Genomic DNA, 19,325 nt, shown 5'->3' on the forward strand with positions numbered 1-19,325 from the left:
GGACCGTAATGAAATCCGTCAAGCCAGTCAAACTCGCGGCAGCCGTGCTCGGTCTTGCCGCGCTCGCGATCTTCCCCATAGCGTCAGGCAATCCTTACTATATTCACCTTGTCGAAACCATCATGATCTACGCGATCCTGTTGTTCGGGCTCGATATCGTAGTGGGTTACACGGGGCAGGTTTCCTTGGGTCACGCCGGGTTGTTCGGCGTGGGCGCATATACGGCGGGCGTGTTGTTCATCAAGCTCGGAATGCCGTTCTACGTGACCACGCCGCTCGCAATCCTGGTCACCGCCGGCTTCGGCGCGATCCTCGCACTGCCTGCCTTGCGCGTGTCCGGGCCATACCTTGCAATGGTCACGCTCGCGTTTGGCACGATCATCCAGATCCTGATCAACGAGATGGATTTCCTGACCAATGGTCCAATGGGACTCAAGATTCCCAAGCCTGTTTTCGCCGGCCAAAGCATGAGCGAGGACGGTTTCTACTGGCTTGTTGCCGTGCTGCTGGTCATATCGATGATCGTGGTGCATCGCATCCTGAAGTCGCATCTGGGCCGTGCGTTCGAGGCGCTGCGCGACTCGCCTATCGCGTCGGACTGCATGGGTGTGTCTGTGTACAGGTACAAGGTTTATGCGTTCGTGATAAGCGCCGGCTTCGCGGGACTTGCAGGTTGTCTTTATTCGTATTCCGAACAATATATCTCGCCCAACACATATAACTTCGAGCTCACCATCCTGTTCCTGCTTGCCATCATCATGGGTGGCCGCAAGACGCGCACGGGTGCCATGCTCGGGTCCACGATCATTGTGTTGCTGCCCAAGCTGCTTGACGATATCGCCATGTTTCGCAGTGTCGCGACCGCGCTGGCCGTGGTCGTTGCCGTGGGCGCGGCGGTCGCATTGGCGCGCAAGGTCACCACGCTGCGGAAGGTGTTGATTCCCGTCGCGGGAACGGCCGGTCTCGCGATTTTTTCGTTCTGGATCGATGCGCTCACTGACTGGCGGCTGACGATCTTCGGGCTGATGATCTTGCTGGTGGTCTACTACCTGCAGGACGGCGTGGTGGGTTTCGTGCGCAAGATCGTGCTGCACGGCAGGCGCCGGCCGGTCACGATCAAGGCAGATGAGCTTTCCGGCGAGGGTCATGACGCGGTGATCGCCGTTCGCGGCGAAGACACGGGGAACATCATCGACCTGCGCGGCATCCTGATGCAGTTCAGCGGCCTGAAAGCGCTCAACAACGTGAACCTGAGCGTGCGTCGCGGTTCCATCCATGGCTTGATCGGCCCCAATGGTTCAGGCAAGAGCACGATGATGAACGTGCTCACGGGCATCTATGTGCCAACGGCGGGTTCCATTGAATACGACGGTGAATCGATTGCGGGAAGGACGTCGTCGAAGATTGCGTTATCGGGCATTGCGCGTACGTTCCAGAACGTGCAGTTGTTCGGCGAGATGACGGCGCTGGAAAACGTGCTGGTCGGATTGCACCACACGTTCAGGGCGAACCTCGCCGATGTCGGCCTGATGACGCCGCGTTATCGGCGCGAAGAACATGCGGCGCGCGAGCGCGCATTCAGCATGCTGCGTTTTGTCGGGCTTGCGGCGGTGGCATCGGAGGAAGCGCGCAACCTGCCTTACGGCAAGCAGCGGCTGCTCGAAATTGCCCGCGCACTGGCGCTCGATCCGCAACTCCTGCTGCTCGACGAACCGGCCGCCGGCCTCACCGCACCCGACATCAAGGAACTCGTTGCGATCATCCGCAAGGTGCGCGCGCACGGCATTACGCTGATCCTGATCGAGCATCACATGGACGTGGTGATGAGCGTGTGCGACACGGTTTCGGTGCTGGATTTCGGGCAGAAGATCGCGGAGGGGCGACCGGCCGAAATCCAGGCCGATGAGCGCGTGATCGAAGCGTATCTCGGCGGCCAGGCCGCCACGCACGTATAAGGCAGACGCGATGTTATCGATAAGAAACCTGCATGCGGGCTACGGCAAGGTCAAGGTACTGCACGGCATTTCCATGGATGTGCCGAAGGCGTCGGTCGTCACGCTGATTGGTTCGAACGGCGCTGGCAAGACAACGACCATGCGCGCGATCTCCGGCATGATCCGTCCCACGTCGGGCGAGATCACAATGGGCGAGGGTGCGCAGTCGAAGCGCATCGACGCAATGGATTCGCACCGGATCGCGCGCCTGGGCCTGGCGCACTCACCCGAAGGACGCCGGGTGTTCGCGACCATGTCGGTGACGGACAACCTGATCCTCGGTGCATTTCCACGGCTCACGTGGGCGCGCCCGCGTGGCGATGTCAGCGCGGACCTCGAGCGCGCCATCGAACTGTTTCCGCGCTTGAAAGAGCGGCGTCACCAGCTTGCCGGGACGCTGTCCGGCGGCGAGCAGCAAATGCTCGCCATGGCGCGCGCCGTCATGCTCAACCCGGATCTCGTGCTGCTCGATGAGCCGTCGATGGGTCTGGCGCCAATCCTTGTGGAAGAGGTGTTCCGGATCATCGCGAGACTCAAGGATGAAGGCGTGACCATGCTGCTTGTCGAGCAGTTTGCCGCCGCCGCGCTGAACGTGGCCGACTATGGGTATGTGCTTGAAAACGGGCGTGTCGCGGCGCACGGACCCGCGGAACAACTGAAGAACGATCCCTCGGTCAGAGCGGCGTACCTGGGCGCGAGCTGAGACGGGCCGCGCCTTGTCATATGACAAGGCGTGTTTCAGGGCAGCGAACCCCAGCGCGTCGGCGTCCATTTATTCCCCCAATCAAACAATCCGCCGCAACCCTCTGCACGCGCATTCCACAAGTCTCCTCCCCGACGAATATTTCGTTGGAACTGAGCATCAGCCTTCAATAATCCTCGCTATCCTTTCTGAATCGATGCTCAGGTTATACGTTAGTCGGGTGATTGGTAATAATTTGTATGGTTAACCCCGATTTCAACGTAAACGAACAAAAAGGAACATGCGAGTTGTTGCTTTGGTTTCCTTTTTGAAAACCAGAAAGGTCTGGGTCATCGGCGCTTCTGACCTGCATCCGACAAGAAAAAGCATTGACGAAGAGGAGAGCAACTTGGTTTTGGAACTGGAGCAGGTCACCGTGTTATCGGGTGGCCAGACACATCTGTACAACGTGGACCTGCGTCTCACGCCCGGCGCGATCAACGTGCTGCTGGGTCCCACGCAGGCGGGCAAGACTACGCTGATGCGCGTCATGGCCGGCCTGGATCGTCCGGCCACAGGGCGAGTTCTGGTCGATGGCCGCGATGTGACGGGCGTGGGCGTACGCGAGCGCAACCTCGCGATGGTCTACCAGCAGTTCATCAACTATCCCGCGATGAGCGTGCACGACAACATTGCGTCGCCGCTCAAGTTGCAGAAAATCGATGCCGCGCAGATCGAGCAGCGCGTGGGCGAAGTTGCAGCGAAGCTTCATATCGATCACTTGCTGCAGCGTCGGCCCGGCGAACTCTCGGGTGGCCAGCAGCAGCGCTGCGCGCTGGCGCGTGCGCTCGTCAAGCGCTCATCGCTCGTATTGCTCGACGAACCGCTCGTGAACCTCGACTACAAGTTGCGCGAAGAGTTGCGTGCCGAACTCACCACGCTCTTCGCCGACGGCAAGACCACCGTGGTGTATGCGACCACCGATCCGCTGGAAGCGTTGCTGCTCGGCGGCTACACCACAGTGGTCGACAAAGGCCGCGTGCTTCAGACGGGCCGCACGCTCGACGTGTACAACGCCCCCGCCACGGTCGACGTCGCCGCCGTCTTCAACGATCCGCCAATGAACATGCTCGCAAGCGACGTGAGCGCGGACGGCGTGGCGCATTTGCCAATGGGTATCGACGTAAGACTGCGACGCGCGGATAACCAGACGGGCCAGTGCCGCATCGGCATTCGTCCGGGGCACTTGCGGCTCGCGCCGCGCACGCCCGAATCCATCGCAGTGCCGTGCCGTCTCGAACTTGCCGAACTGAGCGGTTCTGAGACTTACCTCCATGTGCGCACGCAGCAAGGCGGGGTCGATCTCGTGGCGCAACTGCAGGGTGTGCATCAGATCGGGCTGGGTACGTCGCTGGATGTGTTCGTCGATCCGAACGAGTTGTTTGTATTTGGCGCGGACGCCAGACGCGTGTCCGGTCCGGAGGCGAGTCATGGCTCGTATTGAGTTCAAGGACCTCGCGCACGCGTACCGGCCGGATCCCGCGAGTCTGGATGACTATGCGCTGCAACCCATGTCGATGGTCTGGGAAGATGGCGGCGCGTACGCGCTGCTCGGACCTTCGGGATGTGGCAAGTCCACGCTGCTCAACATTGTCTCGGGCCTCGTGAATCCATCGGAAGGCCGGGTGTTGTTCGATGGCCGCGACGTCACCGCGCTCGGCGCACGCGAGCGCAACATTGCGCAGGTGTTCCAGTTTCCGGTGATCTACGACACCATGAGCGTCTTCGATAACCTCGCGTTCCCGCTGCGCAATCGCGGGATCGCGGCGCCGGAAGTGAAGGCGCGCGTGCATGAAGTCGCCGAGATTCTGGACATGACGCGCGAACTCGGGCGCAAGGCGAGCAACCTGTCGGCGGACGCGAAACAGAAGATATCGCTGGGACGCGGCCTGGTGCGCAAGGACGTCGCGGCGATTCTCTTCGATGAACCGTTGACCGTCATCGACCCCCACATGAAATGGATGCTGAGGCGGCAACTCAAGAAGATCCATCAGCAACTGAAGCTCACGCTGATCTACGTCACGCACGACCAGGTGGAAGCACTTACCTTCGCCGATGAAGTGGTCGTGATGACCAACGGCCGCGTGGTGCAGAAAGGCGGACCCGAAGCGCTTTTCCTGCATCCGGATCATGCGTTTGTTGGGTACTTCATCGGCAGTCCGGGGATGAACCTGTGCCCGGTCGCACTCGATTCCGAGGGCGTGAAAATCGGCAAGCAGCATCTTCAGGTCGACCCGGAAACGCTCGCCACCTTGAAGGCGGCCAGCGGCACACTCACGCTCGGTCTCCGTCCGGAATTCGTGCGTCTTTCGGATCATCAGGAGTCCGGCGCGGTCAGGGCGCACCTGTTGCACGCGCAGAGTCTTGGCAATTATCAGCTTGTCACGGCGCAGTGCGAGGGCCAGGTCATCAAGGCGAAAGCCGACCCGCACACCATGCTCGCCGAAGGACCGGTCTGGCTGAAACTGGCGGCGCCGGAAACCGTGTTCTTCAGCAATGACGAGAGGATCGGACGATGAACAAACCCGTCAACCAGAAGGCCTGGCTGCTGGTCGTGCCCGTTTTCATCTGCGTCGCATTTTCCGCGATATTGCCGCTGATGACCGTGGTGAACTATTCGGTACAGGACATCATCAGCCCGACGCAGCATGTGTTCGTTGGAACAGAATGGTTCCGCAGCATCATGAACGACGAAGACCTGCGCGGCGCGCTTGGCCGTCAGATGATCTTTTCGCTTTGCGTGCTGCTGTTTGAAATTCCGCTGGGCGTGGGGCTTGCGCTTGCCATGCCTGCGTCAGGCTGGCGAGCGTCCGCGGCGCTTGTCGTGCTTGCGATGCCGCTGCTCATTCCATGGAACGTCGTAGGTACGATCTGGCAGATTTTCGCGCGGCCGGATATCGGCTTGCTCGGCTACTGGCTCAATGATTTCGGTATCGACTACAACTACACCGCAAGTCCGGCGGCGGCGTGGGTGACGGTGCTCGTCATGGACATCTGGCACTGGACGCCGCTTGTCGCGCTGCTTTGCTATGCGGGCTTGCGCGCGATTCCCGACGCGTTCTACCAAGCCGCTGAAATAGATGGCGCAAGCCGCTTTGCGGTGTTCCGGTACATCGAACTACCGAAGATGCGCGGCGTGCTGATGATCGCGGTGCTGCTTCGTTTCATGGACAGCTTCATGATCTATACCGAACCGTTCGTCCTGACGGGCGGTGGTCCTGGCGACTCGACAACGTTCCTGAGCCAGTACCTCACGCAGAAGGCCGTGGGCCAGTTCGATCTTGGGCCCGCCGCGGCGTTTTCGCTGATCTACTTCCTGATCATCCTGCTGCTGTGTTTCATCCTCTACAACTGGATGGAGCGCGTGGGCAAGGGCGGCCCCGTCACAACCGGAGACGATCATGCGTCGTGACCGCCGCTGGATGCGCACCGTCACGCTTGTCATCTACATCGTGTTCGCGCTGGTTCCACTCTACTGGATGCTGTCCATCTCGCTGCGCACGAACGAGGAAACGCTTGCGTCGTTCTCCACGTTTCCGCAGCACCTGACGCTCGACAACTACAAGGTGATCTTCACGGATCCGTCCTGGTACTGGGGTTACATCAACTCGATCATCTACGTGCTGATGAACACGGTCATGTCCGTGCTCGTTGCGTTGCCGGCGGCCTACGCGTTCTCGCGATACCGCTTCCTCGGCGACAAGCACATGTTCTTCTGGTTGCTTACCAACCGCATGACGCCGCCCGCCGTGTTTCTGCTGCCATTCTTCCAGCTTTACTCGAGCGTGGGATTGATGGACACGTACATTGCGGTGGCGCTCGCGCACATGCTCTTCAACGTGCCGCTTGCGGTATGGATCCTGGAAGGTTTCATGTCGGGGGTATCGCGTGAAATCGATGAAACCGCGTATATCGACGGCTATACGTTTCCTTCGTTCTTCGTGAAGATCTTCCTGCCGCTGATCAAGTCGGGCGTGGGCGTCACGGCATTTTTCTGCTTCATGTTCAGTTGGGTCGAGTTGCTGCTTGCACGCACGCTGACATCGGTCAACGCCAAGCCGATCGCCGCCGTGATGACGCGCACGGTGTCCGCCGCGGGCATGGATTGGGGCGTGCTCTCGGCGGCCGGCGTACTGACTATCGTGCCCGGCGCGCTCGTCATCTACTTCGTGCGCAACTACATCGCGAAGGGCTTTGCGATGGGGAGAGTCTGATGATCACGTGGATGTACTGGACGCCCGAAGTGGCGATCTTCTTTGGCTGCATCGTGCTCATGCTCGCCGGCATGACCGTGTGGGAAATCCGCTCGCCGACTTCGGAACACAAAGGTTTTCTCCCCATTGCGACCACGCGGGGCGACCGGCTGTTCATCGGCTTGCTGAGCGCCGCATATATCAATCTGGCGTGGATTGGCATCAGCGCGGAGAACGCGAATGCATGGCCGGGTTTTGCGGTATCCATGCTCGTGCTTGTTCTGATCATGTGGAAAGGATAAGGAATCCATAGCAAATACAGAAGCACCGGTTCAGCGGTTACCCCGAGCGAGGACCGGCAGATGATCCAGGGGGAGACGGAGGAGAACATCATGCAACACAGGAGACGGATCGTCGCGCTCGCAGTTGGCGCACTCTTCGCTAGCCCGTTGGCGCTGGCTGGCGCGCCCGAAGCGCAGAAATGGATCGACAGCGAATTCCAGCCAAGCACGCTTTCGAAGCAGCAGCAGGCCGACGAGATGAAATGGTTCATCGACACAGCCGCCACGCTGAAGTCGCAAGGGGTAAAGGAAGTGCACGTGGTGTCGGAAACGCTCGACACGCACATGTATGAATCGAAGACGCTCGCAAAAGCCTTCACCGAGATCACGGGTATCTCGGTGAAGCACGACATCATTCAGGAAGGCGACGTTGTCGAGAAACTGCAGACTTCGATGCAATCCGGCCAGAGCATCTACGACGGCTGGATCTCGGACTCCGATCTGATCGGCACGCATTATCGCTATGGTGTGATCGTGCCGCTGTCGGATTACATGCAGGGCGAAGGCAAGGCATACACGAATCCGGGGCTCGACATCAAGGATTTCATAGGAACGAGTTTCACGACCGCGCCCGACAAAAAGCTGTATCAGTTGCCGGACCAGCAGTTCGCCAATCTTTACTGGTTCCGCGCGGACTGGTTTGCGCGCAAGGACTTGCAGGACAAGTTCAAGGCGAAGTATGGCTATGACCTGGGCGTGCCGGTGAACTGGACCGCCTATGAGGATATCGCCGAATTCTTTACCAACGACGTGAAGACGATCGATGGCGCGAAGGTGTACGGGCACATGGATTACGGCAAGAAGGACCCGTCGCTTGGCTGGCGATTCACCGACGCGTGGCTTTCCATGGCAGGCGAAGCGGACAAGGGCATTCCGAACGGCTTGCCCGTCGACGAGTGGGGTATTCGCGTGACGCCCGACGGTTGCCATGCGGTGGGCGCGTCTGTGTCGCGGGGCGGCGGCACGAACAGTCCGGCTGCCGTATATGCGACGACGAAGTACATTGAGTGGCTGAAGAAATATGCACCGCCGGAAGCGTCTGGCATGACGTTCAACGAGGCGGGACCGGTCCCGGCGCAAGGCAGGATCGCACAGCAGATCTTCTGGTACAGCGCATTCACGGCATCCATGCTCAAGCCCGGCAATGTGACGAACGCCGACGGCACGCCAAAGTGGCGCATGGCGCCGTCACCGCACGGCCCGTACTGGAAAGATGGCATGCAGAACGGCTATCAGGACGTGGGCTCGTGGACGTTCTTCAAGTCGACACCGCCCAGCCAGCGCGCGGCAGCATGGTTGTATGCGCAGTTCGTGACCTCGAAGACGGTGTCGCTCAAGAAGTCGATCACCGGACTTACGTTCATTCGCGACTCGGACATTCACAGCGACTACTTCACGAAGAACGCGGACAAGTATGGTGGTTTGATCGAGTTCTATCGCAGTCCGGCGCGGGTGGCGTGGACGCCGACCGGTAATAACGTGCCGGATTATCCGAAGATGGCGCAACTGTGGTGGAAGAACGTGGCGACGGCCGTGGCCGGAGAAAAGGCGCCGCAAGCCGCCATGGACAACCTCGCGAAAGAGATGGATCAGGTGCTCGGACGGTTGCAGCGTGCAGGGATGAAGGTATGCGCGCCGCAGTTGAATCCGGAAAGCGATCCCGCGAAGTGGCTGTCCGATCAGCACGCACCGTGGAAGAAGCTCGCGAATGAGCGTCCGAAGGGCGAGACGGTCAAGTACGACCAGCTGCTTTCGGCGTGGAAGGAGGGGAAGGTTCGCTAGGCTTCATTGCGTAGCTGTGGAAGAACGGGCGATACGTATCGCCCGTTTTGTTTTCCGGATCGCATTCAGGCAACGGCCCTGTTTTCAGGGGCCGCGCAGAGCCACGCCAGATCGACCCGCAGAAGCCTCGAAAGACGCCGGCATTGCCCACTGCCCGGCAGCGTGATTCCAGCCCGCCAGAAGTTGACTTCGTGCTCCTTCACGCCCACATACGACGCAACCAGCCGGGTCGTGATCCGTGCCCGCTTGATCGTCATGTCCAGTTTGGCTGAGAACAGTTTTCGGAAGCGGTCCGAATGCGTGTACCGTTCAAGGTGAGTTTCCAGTTGGTTCGCACGCCTCATGCTGTTTGCCTCGCTCACAAGTTGGACTGGTTCCACGTGAACTACCGCGCCTCGACTTCCGCCACATCTGCATGGCTGTTCCCGCGAATATAGTGCTCCAGTTGATGAATCGTGAATTGCTGTTCGGCAATCAGGTTCTTGACCAGGTCGCCTATCGACACCATGCCGATCAGCAATCCACCGTCGATAACCGGAAGATGGCGTATGCGGTTGTCCGTCATCAGCGTCATGCAATGATCGGTCGTCTGGTTGAGGCGAACATATCGCACCGCTTTCGACATGACATCGCCGACCGGCGTGTCCCTCGACGAGCGATCGAGCAGCACGATCTTGCGCGCATAATCGCGCTCGGTGAAGATGCCGGTGATCCTGTCACCCGAGGTCACCACCAGCGCGCCGATCTGCTTGTGGGCCATCAGCTTGATGGCCTCGAAAACACTAGCCGTGGCTTCTATGGTGTGAAACGACTGGTTCGGTTTCGAACTGAGTAATTGTGCAACGGTTGTCATGCAGGACCTCGTTGAATAGTCGGGCGTTCAGCGAACGGCCGCGATTGATTGATCGATAAATCCGAAGCTTCAATACATGGATGCCTAGCCGAAGTCGAACAGTTCTCCAAGCATCGACTTCTTCTTTTTATACGGATGACGACGGTCGTGGTAATCGCGCTCGCGCCTGTCGTCGTCCTCGAAGCGGCTGCGTTCGTCCCGCCTGCGTTCGAATCCGGCATTCGTCGATGCCGTAGCCGTTTGCAGCGCAGCGCCCTGCACGTTGTTATCTCCCGCGGCGCGCTCGATCAGCTTGTCGAGTTCGCCCCGATCCAGCCATACCCCGCGACACGTCGGGCAGTAGTCGATTTCAACGCCCTGACGGTCTGTCATCAACAGGTCGGGGCTCTTGCACGTGGGACATTTCATACTCGTGGCTCCTTCGTCTTGAACGCTAACGAAGCCTCAATGTACTGTAAGTAAGGTTATTGTAAAATTCGTATTTTCAACATCGATACTTCGAGAAAACCGATGTATCAGCCAATGCCGCCGAGGGCCAGATGAACTTCAAGCATTTATATTATTTTTGGGTGGCGGCTCACGCCGGCGGTATTGCGCGCGCGGGCGCGCAGTTGCATATCACGCCGCAAACGCTCAGCGGTCAGATCAAGCTGCTTGAAGAAACGCTCGATAAAAAGCTCTTCAAGAAGAGCGGCCGCAACCTCGAACTGACTGACGCAGGCAAACTCGCTCTCGACTACGCCGACGAGATTTTTTCCCTTGGCGCGGAACTGGAAGGCGCGGTCAGGCAGGAAAGGGAAGCGGCGCGCACGCAGCTACGGGTGGGCGTGGCGGATTCGGTGCCGAAGACAGTTGCCTACAGGTTATTGGAACCCGCATTGAACCTGTCGGATTCGCTGAAGCTGATTTGCCACGAAGGCAAGCTGCACGGGCTTTTATCGCAACTCGCGGTCCACAAGCTGGACCTGATCATTGCCGACGCGCCGATTCCTTCCGATGTGAACGTGAAAGCGTTCAACCATTTGCTGGGCCGTTCCACGTTGAGCTGTTTTGCGCTCAAGGCGCTGGCGGCGCGCGGCGCCAGGTCGTACCCGGCCTCGCTTGGCGACATGCCAATGCTCCTGCCCGGAACTGACTCGGCCGTGCGAAGGAAACTCGATCATTGGTTGAAGTCTCACGCAATATCGCCGCGAATTGTCGGGGAATTCGATGACAGCGCACTTACGCTTGCATTTGGACGGGAAGGGCGCGGCGTCCTTTTCGCGCCCACGGTTCTGGCGGCGCAACTCAAACGCGAACACGGGCTGGTGGTGATGGGTCACATCGAGACTATTGTTGAGGAGTTCTTCGCGATCTCGATCGAGCGGCGCATCAGCCATCCAGCTATTTCCTCGATCATGAATGCGGCGCGAAGCACCCTGTTCAACGCTTGAATGCCGTTGTTGCACGCGTCATATTTTTGCGCAGAATTCCTTTCAATTAAATAACAAAAATAACTTACATTACTTTTTGCTTTCGACTATAACGGTCTTACGTGTTGCGGACCGCCATGTCACGTACCACGTCTCAGCCCGTCAGGCTTGCCTGCGGGCTTTTTTTTGCCAATCGAAAAGAGCCGAGGATATGTGATCACTTCTTTCATATTTCTTTCGGTAGTAACCCGATCTGGTGAAAACCCTGTTGTTTCTTTCACTTGACTTACTTGATATATCACATATTGTGTATCCCATTGTCACCTCGAAATTGAGACGGCAATGAGGCAGACGTCGTTCGGCGTCCCGAATACAAGGCAGCAAATGCCAAGGAGACAGTGATGGAAACGAATCGCCCGGTAGGAGAGTCGCGCCTCGCATCGCCGTGGGTGCAACTCGTGTTCGGCGTGATCTGCATGGCCATGATCGCGAACATGCAGTACGGCTGGACGCTGTTTGTAAATCCGATCGATGAAAAGCACCACTGGGGCCGCGCGGCCATCCAGGTAGCGTTCACGATTTTCGTTGTGACTGAAACGTGGCTTGTTCCAATCGAAGGGTATCTGGTCGATAAATACGGTCCGCGTCCTGTCGTCGTGGTGGGCGGTTTGCTTTGCGCGGTTGCATGGGTGCTGAACTCGGTGGCGGGTTCCCTGCCGATGCTCTACTTCGCGGCTGCGGTTGGAGGCATTGGCGCCGGCGCCGTGTACGGCACGTGCGTGGGCAATGCGCTCAAATGGTTCCCGAACCGGCGGGGGCTGGCCGCCGGGATTACCGCGGCGGGTTTCGGCGCGGGTTCCGCTGCCTCGGTCGTGCCGATCGCGCACATGATCAAGAGCAGCGGCTACGAAGCGACCTTCCTCTGGTTCGGCCTTGGACAGGGACTGATTGTCTTCTTCCTCGGAATGGCGCTGTTTGCGCCCCCGGCAAGCCTGCTGGCAACTGCCAAGAGCGCATTGAAGTCCGCGGTCTACAACGCCACGCCCAAGCAGGTGATGAGCTCGCCGATTTTCTGGGTCATGTATCTCATGTTCGTGATGATGGCCGCCGGTGGCTTGATGGCGACGGCGCAACTGGGACCGATTGCGAAAGATTTTGGCCTGCATGATTCGCCGGTTTCGATCCTGGGGCTGACATTGCCAGCGCTTACGTTCGCGCTGACCATCGACCGGGTGCTCAATGGGTTGACGCGGCCTTTCTTCGGCTGGGTGTCGGACCGGATCGGGCGGGAGAACACCATGTTCATGGCGTTCGCAATCGAGGCGATCGGGATTCTGGCTTTGTCGAAATACGGGCAAAGTCCGGTTGCGTTCGTGGTGCTGACCGGGATCGTGTTCTTTGCCTGGGGCGAAATCTACAGTCTCTTTCCGGCCACGTGCGGCGATACCTTCGGTCCGAAGTTCGCAGCAACCAACGCGGGTCTGCTCTATACGGCGAAGGGAACTGCGGCGTTGCTGGTGCCCTTCAGCAGCGTGATCACCGCGGCCACCGGAAGCTGGCATGCCGTGTTCCTGCTGGCGTCCGGCATGGCGGCCGCGTCCGCGCTGCTCGCGCTGTTTGTGTTGAAGCCAATGCGGCAGGCCCACAAGCAGAAGCATGCATCTGCTCCGGTGGATATGCCGTTCGCTTCGATCGCCAAGGATTGATGCGGGGATCGATGCAGCGCCGGGCGTAAGTCTCGCCATGTCCGATGGCCGGTAAACTCAGCGGCCATCGGCCGTATTGAAGAGAGCTTATTTTCGCCCCACGAGATAACACACGCCGTCGGGCCCGTATCGTTCGCTATGGGCTTCGTTCGGCTTCAGGTGAAACACATCGCCGGCTTGATAGCGCGTTTCCTTACCCGCGACTTCAAGCGTCAGCTCACCCTCCAGGATCAGCGCCTTCGCTTCGAACGGATGCACATGATCGTCCAGGGACGCACCGGCTTCGCGCTCGACCAGCACGGTGGTCTGGAAACCCTCGCGTGCGAGCATTTCGATGAAATCGTCGCGTTCCATGATTGTTCCCCTTGTTTGCGCACCTCGTTCAATCGCTAATATAGGTTGAAACCGTGCGTCCTGCGGCCAATTCCGAAAACGCGTAAAATGTGAGACTGTCCTCATGTTTTTACGCGTATTGTTTTGCGCACATTTCAAATGGAGCCGTCATGTCTAGTCTCGATCTGCATCCTGAACACACCGCGCTGGTGGCCATCGACTTGCAGCAGGGCATTCTCGCGAGGCAACTCGGACCCCATTCAGCCGCCGATGTCCTCGCAAACAGCGTGCGGCTTGCCAATACGGTGCGCGCCAAAGGCGGCCTGGTGGTTTGGGTTCGCGTCGACCTGGCCGGCATTCTGAGTCTTCCCGCCGATGCATCCACCGCGCCGCCGAAGGGTTCGCCGCCACCGCCGGCAAGCGCGTCGGAGTTGTCACCGGAGCTCGGCAGGCAGGGCGCGGACGTGGTCGTGACCAAGCGCCAGTGGGGCGCGTTTTATGGCACCGACCTGGAGCAGCATCTGCGCCGCAACGGCATCCGGAGCCTCATCATGAGCGGCATCGCTACGAATTTCGGCGTGGAATCGACGGCGCGCGGCGCGTTTGATCGCGCCTACGAACTCGTGTTTGCGGAAGATGCAATGACGTCGCTGAGCGCTGAAGCGCACGCGTTTGTGATCGCAAATATTTTTCCGCGCATGGGCCGCGTGCGCTCGACGGCGGAAGTGGTGAAGGCGCTGCAAGAGGCATAAGGCGAGACTGGATTGGCCGATGCACGCGCTGCAACGCGCGGCATCGGCTCGCACGATATTCAAGCCTCCGCGCGCGATCCCTTCGCCACCGCTTCCATCTCCTGCGTCGATCCCTTTGCCGGCCTGCCAGCCCAGTACCCGGCGAGCAGCGACCCCGACAAGTTGTGCCAAACCGAAAACAGTGCGCCCGGCAACGCTGCAATCGGGGTGAAATAAAGCTTGCCGAGCGTCGCGGCCAATCCCGAGTTCTGCATACCGACTTCAATCGCCAGCGTCCGGCAAACCGCTTCATCGAAACCAAGCAGACGGCCGCCCCAATATCCGCCGAGCAGGCCAATGCCGTTATGCAGCACCACGCCGAACATCACCAGCAAGCCCACCGATGCAATGCTCTTCTGCGTCCCCGCGACCACGGCCGAGATGATCAGCAGGATCGCGACCATCGAGATGATGGGCAACGCCGGTTCGACCGCGCGCACCAGCCTGTTGAAAAACTGGTTGATGAAGAGCCCGGCGACGATCGGCAGCGCCACGATCTGGACAATGCTCATCAACATGCCGTGGACGTCGACGGCAATCGAGGCGTCCACGTAAAGGCGCGTGAGGAGGGGCGTCGCGAACACGCCCACGAGCGTCGACAACGCGCTGATGGTGACGGACAACGCAACGTCGCCGCGGGCCAGGTAGATCATCACGTTGGACGCCGTGCCGCTCGCGACGCTGCCGACCAGCACCATGCCGGCGGTCAGGTCGGGCGGCATGCGCAGCAGTTTTGCGATCACCCAGGCGGCAAGCGGCATCACGAGATAATGCAGGCCGATCCCCGCGATCACGGGCGCCGGCCGCGTGAAGACGCGCCGGAAGTCAGCGAAGGAAAGCGTGACGCCCATCGCGAACATGATGATGGTGAGCAGCAGGGTGACATGCGGCGCAATGCCGGTGAACGAGGCGGGCGAGAAGTAGGCGGCGACCGAGATGAGGACGGCCCAAAAGGGGAACAAGCGGGTGACGCGCGAAAGCATGCTGTTTCGATCCTGGCTGATTTAGGGGCGGGGTGAAAGTGCCGAAGGGGCAACAAAAACGGAACTTGCTGACCGTGCCATCGATAAATGCGGCCAGGGGCGCGCCGCGCCGCCGATCCTTTTGAGATTCGCCGGCCGCTGAAGACGCCGGCGCGAATTGTATCGTTTTGCCGAGCGACCCTCGCCGAATCCGCGTCGGACCGGCGTCGCCCTATTTCAATCGTGCGATGGTCGCCGCGTCCGGTTCGCCACCGAAGTAGGTATTCAGCGCCAGTTCAAACGGTGTCTTGTCGCGTGCGGCGTGGGCAAAAAGGGTCATCGACGAATGGAATTTCAGGTCGTCCGGATAGCCGAAGATCTGCTCAACCGAGCGTCCCTCGAGCGCATTCACGATCTGCGTCAACACTCGCAAGCGTTCGCCGAGCACGGCGTGATCAAGATAGGCACGGGCTTCATCGACCGATGAAATCGCGTAGCGGCGCGCGATTTCGCTATGCCCGAGCCCCTGAATCTGCGGAAATATGAACCACATCCAGTGCGTGCGTTTCTTGCCGCTTTCCAGTTCGGCGGTCACGGTTTCGAACAGCGGATTCTGGGCATCGACAAAACGTTGCAGATTGAATGTGTCGGACATGACCGCCTCCAGATCGTTGCCGTAAAAGTTGCAAGCGACGTTCCCGCCGCATCTGCCGGTTTGGCGCGGACCCGTAATCCCGCCCGCTTGCGAAGAATATGCCGCTTTCTGCTATCTTGGCGGCCATGCAAAACATCATCGAAATTTCGAACCTGTCGAAGAGCTACGCGTCCGGCTTCACGGCGCTGAAAAATGTCTCACTCGATATCCGCCGCGGCGAGATCTTCGCGCTCCTCGGGCCGAACGGCGCGGGCAAAACAACGCTGATCAGCATTGTGTGCGGGATCGTGAATCCCACGGAAGGCGCGGTGCGCGTCAACGGTCACGGCATTATCTCCGACTACCGCGCCGCCCGCGCCATGATCGGCCTTGTGCCGCAGGAACTGACGACCGACGCGTTCGAGTCCGTCTGGGCGACCGTCTCATTCAGCCGCGGCCTCTTTGGCAAGCCGCCCAATCCGGCGCACATAGAAAAGGTGTTGCGGTCATTGTCGCTCTGGGAAAAGAAGGACAACAAGCTTGTCACGCTCTCGGGCGGCATGAAACGCCGCGTGCTGATCGCGAAGGCGCTTTCGCACGAGCCGGAAATCCTGTTCCTCGACGAGCCGACCGCCGGCGTGGACGTGGAACTGCGCCGCGACATGTGGAATCTCGTGCGAGGCCTGAAAGCGAACGGCGTGACGATCATCCTGACGACGCATTACATCGATGAAGCCGAGGAAATGGCAGATCGAATCGGTGTGATCAATCGCGGCGAGATCATTCTTGTTGAAGAAAAATCCGAGCTGATGCGCAAGCTTGGTCAGAAAAAACTCGCGCTGCAACTGGAAGATGCGATCGCACAGATTCCCGCGGGCTTGAGCGGATACGGGCTGAGCCTGTCGGCGGATGGTTGCGAGCTGACCTACACCTATGACGCGCAGGACGAACCTGGCCGCATCATCACGCTGCTGAAAGACCTCGCCGATAACGGCGTCCAGTTCAAAGACCTGCAAACGACGCAGAGCTCGCTGGAAGATATTTTCGTGAGCCTGGTCGGAGAGAAGAAATGAATATTCATGCAGTCCGGGCAATCTACAGATTCGAAATGGCGCGAACGTGGCGCACCATCATGGGCAGCATCATCTCGCCCGTGATTTCCACGTCGCTGTATTTCGTGGTGTTCGGCGCGGCTATCGGGTCGCGCATTCCCGAAGTGAACGGCGTGAGTTACGGCGCGTTCATTGTGCCGGGCCTCGTAATGCTGTCGCTGCTCACGCAAAGCGTGTCCAATGCGTCGTTCGGCATCTATTTTCCAAAGTTCACCGGGACAATCTACGAACTGCTCTCGGCGCCCGTTTCGTATCTCGAGATCGTGCTGAGTTATGTGGGGGCGGCAGCGACCAAGTCGATCATCCTCGGCCTGATCATTCTCGCGACCGCGCGCCTGTTCGTGCCGCTGCATGTGGATCATCCGTTCATGATGATCGTGTTCCTGCTGCTGACGGCCATCACGTTCAGCCTGCTAGGTTTTATCATCGGCATCTGGGCGGACGGGTTCGAGAAATTGCAGGTGATTCCGCTCCTGATCATCACGCCGCTGACGTTCCTTGGCGGAAGTTTTTATTCCATCGATATCCTGCCGCCGTTCTGGAAAGCCGTCGCGCTGTTCAATCCGGTGGTGTACCTGATCAGCGGCTTTCGCTGGAGCTTCTACGGTATCGCCGATGTCAGCGTCGAGATCAGCCTCATCATGACGCTGGTGTTCCTGGCGGTGTTTATTGGCGTGGTCGCGTGGATATTCAAGACCGGCTACAAGCTGAAATCATGAAAGGTGCGGACAAATGCGCGATATACCGCTTGAACTGATCGGACGCTTAGGGCTTCAGCCGCACCCTGAAGGCGGTTTTTTCCGCGAGACGTATCGGGGCGCGCAGCGTGTATTGAGGGAGGATCGGCCGGAAGAAAGCCGTTCCGCGTCGACTGCGATCTATTACTTGCTTTGCGACGGCGCGCATTCGGCGTGGCACCGGATTCGATCGGACGAGCTTTGGCACTTCCATGCAGGCGAGCCGATCAAGATCCACGTAATCGATGCAGACGGCCAGTTGCATACGCATCGGCTCGGCAACGCGCTGATACATGCCGACGCGGTATTCCAGGTGACGGTTCCGGCGGGGCTCTGGTTTGCGGCGCAGTTGTGTGATCCATCCACGTTCGCGCTTGCCGGCTGCACCGTGGCGCCGGGTTTTGAATTCAGCGAATTCGAACTCGCCGATAGCGCGGCATTGACGCAGGCGTATCCGCAGCACGAGGAAATAATCGGCCAGTTAGCCCCGCGATCAAAACCTTCATGAAAGCGGTGTGAGGGGTATGCGCAGGCCAAAAAAAACGGCGCTCTCGTGATCGAGGCGCCGCTATTTTTCTGGCTGTGATCTTACAGATTTGCTCGCACCGCATCGCGAACGGCATCCATCATGCCGCCGTGGTTGAGCGGGATATCGAGTGAATCGGCGAAGACCTCCTGATCCGTCTGTGCGCGCGCCTCTTTTGGTTCGCGGAGCACTTGCGACTCATACGCTGTATCTGCGGACCGGATGGTGTCACGAGCTACGGCGCGCTGCGCTTGAAAACTCTTCACGATGAACTCCTTGCAGTGATGGAGCGGCGGGAGACTGCAATCCTACGCAATTGCGATGACAAATTTACGACGCATGTCCTTGCCGGAGCGCGTTGCGCGTTCAGCAATCAAAGCGCGGGACTACAGTGTAATAGCTGTCACACAGCCGTAATCGTACTTTTGGCTTATGAAACGATGAAGGGAATATCAGCGGCGAGCGCGAAATTTGGCTTGAAAATTGCCGTTTAGAAAAAGGCGATTTGCGCGCAGAGCGGATGGGTAAGAACGTTCGCGGAAAGCGCGTTCGCGAAGGCGCGCCGTGTGACCAGCCGACGCCCATACGCGCACTTGTCGTACAGAGAGAAGTTAAAGCGGCGTCTCAAGTTCGGCGTACGTGGACGCCGATTTTCATATCACGGAAAGCGCGTCCGCATCGTGCAGGCAGCGCTTTCGTGTCATTTCCCGTGGTTAAACGGTTCGCTCATGCATGCTGATCCTGTAGCTCCGCATCGCAGTTCTCGTTCTCGGGCATGGCCGCGGCGAGGATCATCGCCGACGCGTTTTGCGGTTTCGGATCGCGTTGCGACGGCCGATACACCGCGTCGCCCCGGTGGATCAGTTCACCACTGAGGGCGCAGACGCCATCGGAAGCTGCGGTCGTGACGCGCCAACCCTGGTAACCGTAGTGGCATGTCCCGGCATCCGACCAGTAGACAATGGCGGTGGCGCTGCTCGGCCGTTCGATCACGCGCACAACAGCCTCGGGAAATGGGCGGCGCGATTCAGTTGCCGGCGCAGCAACGCGCGGATGATCGCGTTCCCACGCGCGGGTGAGCCGCTCTAAAAACGGGTGGACGGCCCTTTGCCGCGGAGCAGTTTCTGCCGCGCTTGCGTGGGTCGCTGTCAACGAGCGGACCGTCTGTTGCCACGGGTCCGCGCTTCTGGCTAACGCTGTCATGGTT

The 19,325-nt window shown here is 59.4% G+C and carries 22 protein-coding genes; 14 read left to right on the top strand and 8 right to left on the bottom strand.

Annotated features, from left to right (window positions below; translation table 11 throughout):
* The first annotated feature begins 8 nt into the window (after window positions 1-8).
* The 8 genes from AWB64_RS10540 to AWB64_RS10575 all read left to right on the top strand — a co-directional run bounded on the left by AWB64_RS10540 (window position 9) and on the right by AWB64_RS10575 (window position 9,052).
* Complete coding sequence (locus tag AWB64_RS10540; RefSeq protein ID WP_060818641.1) at window positions 9-1,955, top strand: branched-chain amino acid ABC transporter ATP-binding protein/permease; 1,947 nt, start codon at window positions 9-11, stop codon at window positions 1,953-1,955.
* Window positions 1,956-1,965: 10 nt separating this feature from the next.
* Window positions 1,966-2,697, top strand: coding sequence for an ABC transporter ATP-binding protein (locus AWB64_RS10545; protein ID WP_060818642.1), 732 nt, complete (start codon window positions 1,966-1,968; stop codon window positions 2,695-2,697).
* Window positions 2,698-3,085: 388 nt separating this feature from the next.
* The gene (locus tag AWB64_RS10550) at window positions 3,086-4,180 is read left to right on the top strand and encodes an ABC transporter ATP-binding protein (protein ID WP_060818779.1); all 1,095 of its coding nucleotides are present in this window, start codon (window positions 3,086-3,088) and stop codon (window positions 4,178-4,180) included.
* A complete protein-coding gene (locus AWB64_RS10555) occupies window positions 4,167-5,255 on the top strand; it encodes an ABC transporter ATP-binding protein (RefSeq protein ID WP_060818643.1) in 1,089 nt (362 codons plus the stop codon). The genes AWB64_RS10550 and AWB64_RS10555 overlap by 14 nt, the downstream gene beginning before the upstream one ends.
* Window positions 5,252-6,148 (top strand): carbohydrate ABC transporter permease, encoded by an 897-nt coding sequence (locus tag AWB64_RS10560; protein WP_060818644.1) that lies wholly within the window; start codon window positions 5,252-5,254, stop codon window positions 6,146-6,148. Before AWB64_RS10555 ends, AWB64_RS10560 begins: the two co-directional genes overlap by 4 nt.
* Entirely contained in the window at window positions 6,138-6,950 is an 813-nt protein-coding gene (locus tag AWB64_RS10565) for a carbohydrate ABC transporter permease (protein WP_060818645.1), read from the top strand. The genes AWB64_RS10560 and AWB64_RS10565 overlap by 11 nt, the downstream gene beginning before the upstream one ends.
* Window positions 6,950-7,231, top strand: coding sequence for a DUF2160 domain-containing protein (locus tag AWB64_RS10570; RefSeq protein WP_060818646.1), 282 nt, complete (start codon window positions 6,950-6,952; stop codon window positions 7,229-7,231). Before AWB64_RS10565 ends, AWB64_RS10570 begins: the two co-directional genes overlap by 1 nt.
* A 90-nt stretch (window positions 7,232-7,321) precedes the next feature.
* The gene (locus AWB64_RS10575) at window positions 7,322-9,052 is read left to right on the top strand and encodes an ABC transporter substrate-binding protein (RefSeq protein ID WP_060818781.1); all 1,731 of its coding nucleotides are present in this window, start codon (window positions 7,322-7,324) and stop codon (window positions 9,050-9,052) included.
* A gap of 65 nt (window positions 9,053-9,117) precedes the next feature.
* Here the strand turns inward: AWB64_RS10575 and AWB64_RS10580 are convergent, their stop codons facing one another.
* From AWB64_RS10580 to AWB64_RS10590, 3 genes are all read right to left on the bottom strand, one after another.
* Entirely contained in the window at window positions 9,118-9,396 is a 279-nt protein-coding gene (locus tag AWB64_RS10580; RefSeq protein ID WP_060818647.1) for a hypothetical protein, read from the bottom strand.
* A 41-nt stretch (window positions 9,397-9,437) separates the two neighbouring features.
* Window positions 9,438-9,905, bottom strand: a complete 468-nt coding sequence (locus AWB64_RS10585) for a CBS domain-containing protein (RefSeq protein WP_060818648.1) — start codon at window positions 9,903-9,905, stop codon at window positions 9,438-9,440.
* A gap of 84 nt (window positions 9,906-9,989) precedes the next feature.
* A complete protein-coding gene (locus AWB64_RS10590; protein WP_060818649.1) occupies window positions 9,990-10,313 on the bottom strand; it encodes a TFIIB-type zinc ribbon-containing protein in 324 nt (107 codons plus the stop codon).
* A 131-nt stretch (window positions 10,314-10,444) separates the two neighbouring features.
* Here AWB64_RS10590 and nhaR point away from each other — a divergent pair, with 131 nt between their 5' ends.
* Together nhaR and oxlT are read left to right on the top strand one after the other, a co-directional pair.
* Window positions 10,445-11,338, top strand: a complete 894-nt coding sequence (nhaR, locus tag AWB64_RS10595; RefSeq protein ID WP_060818650.1) for a transcriptional activator NhaR — start codon at window positions 10,445-10,447, stop codon at window positions 11,336-11,338.
* A 380-nt stretch (window positions 11,339-11,718) separates the two neighbouring features.
* Complete coding sequence (oxlT, locus tag AWB64_RS10600) at window positions 11,719-13,023, top strand: oxalate/formate MFS antiporter (RefSeq protein ID WP_060818651.1); 1,305 nt, start codon at window positions 11,719-11,721, stop codon at window positions 13,021-13,023.
* Window positions 13,024-13,110: 87 nt separating this feature from the next.
* Here oxlT and AWB64_RS10605 read toward each other — a convergent pair whose 3' ends face one another.
* Entirely contained in the window at window positions 13,111-13,377 is a 267-nt protein-coding gene (locus AWB64_RS10605; RefSeq protein WP_060818652.1) for a cupin domain-containing protein, read from the bottom strand.
* A 149-nt stretch (window positions 13,378-13,526) separates the two neighbouring features.
* Between AWB64_RS10605 and AWB64_RS10610 the strand changes: the two genes are divergently transcribed.
* Window positions 13,527-14,108, top strand: coding sequence for an isochorismatase family protein (locus AWB64_RS10610; RefSeq protein WP_060818653.1), 582 nt, complete (start codon window positions 13,527-13,529; stop codon window positions 14,106-14,108).
* Window positions 14,109-14,167: 59 nt separating this feature from the next.
* Here the strand turns inward: AWB64_RS10610 and panS are convergent, their stop codons facing one another.
* Together panS and AWB64_RS10620 are read right to left on the bottom strand one after the other, a co-directional pair.
* Window positions 14,168-15,130: a ketopantoate/pantoate/pantothenate transporter PanS gene (panS, locus tag AWB64_RS10615; RefSeq protein WP_060818654.1), complete on the bottom strand. Its 963-nt coding sequence runs from the start codon at window positions 15,128-15,130 to the stop codon at window positions 14,168-14,170.
* Window positions 15,131-15,341: 211 nt separating this feature from the next.
* A complete protein-coding gene (locus AWB64_RS10620) occupies window positions 15,342-15,764 on the bottom strand; it encodes a DUF1810 domain-containing protein (protein WP_060818655.1) in 423 nt (140 codons plus the stop codon).
* Window positions 15,765-15,889: 125 nt separating this feature from the next.
* On the opposite strand from AWB64_RS10620, the gene AWB64_RS10625 reads away from it, so the two are divergent.
* From AWB64_RS10625 to AWB64_RS10635, 3 genes are read left to right on the top strand one after another with little or no spacing between them, the layout of a single operon-like run.
* A complete protein-coding gene (locus AWB64_RS10625) occupies window positions 15,890-16,816 on the top strand; it encodes an ABC transporter ATP-binding protein (RefSeq protein ID WP_060818782.1) in 927 nt (308 codons plus the stop codon).
* Window positions 16,813-17,574, top strand: a complete 762-nt coding sequence (locus tag AWB64_RS10630) for an ABC transporter permease (RefSeq protein ID WP_060818656.1) — start codon at window positions 16,813-16,815, stop codon at window positions 17,572-17,574. The genes AWB64_RS10625 and AWB64_RS10630 overlap by 4 nt, the downstream gene beginning before the upstream one ends.
* A 13-nt stretch (window positions 17,575-17,587) precedes the next feature.
* The gene (locus AWB64_RS10635) at window positions 17,588-18,100 is read left to right on the top strand and encodes a cupin domain-containing protein (protein WP_060818657.1); all 513 of its coding nucleotides are present in this window, start codon (window positions 17,588-17,590) and stop codon (window positions 18,098-18,100) included.
* A gap of 80 nt (window positions 18,101-18,180) precedes the next feature.
* Here the strand turns inward: AWB64_RS10635 and AWB64_RS10640 are convergent, their stop codons facing one another.
* Complete coding sequence (locus AWB64_RS10640) at window positions 18,181-18,384, bottom strand: hypothetical protein (protein WP_060818658.1); 204 nt, start codon at window positions 18,382-18,384, stop codon at window positions 18,181-18,183.
* A 460-nt stretch (window positions 18,385-18,844) separates the two neighbouring features.
* Window positions 18,845-19,321, bottom strand: coding sequence for a DUF3331 domain-containing protein (locus AWB64_RS10645; protein WP_060818659.1), 477 nt, complete (start codon window positions 19,319-19,321; stop codon window positions 18,845-18,847).
* Between the last annotated feature and the right edge of the window lie 4 nt (window positions 19,322-19,325).

It is taken from the genome of Caballeronia sordidicola, assembly GCF_001544455.2.
GTDB classification, from domain to species: domain Bacteria; phylum Pseudomonadota; class Gammaproteobacteria; order Burkholderiales; family Burkholderiaceae; genus Caballeronia; species Caballeronia sordidicola.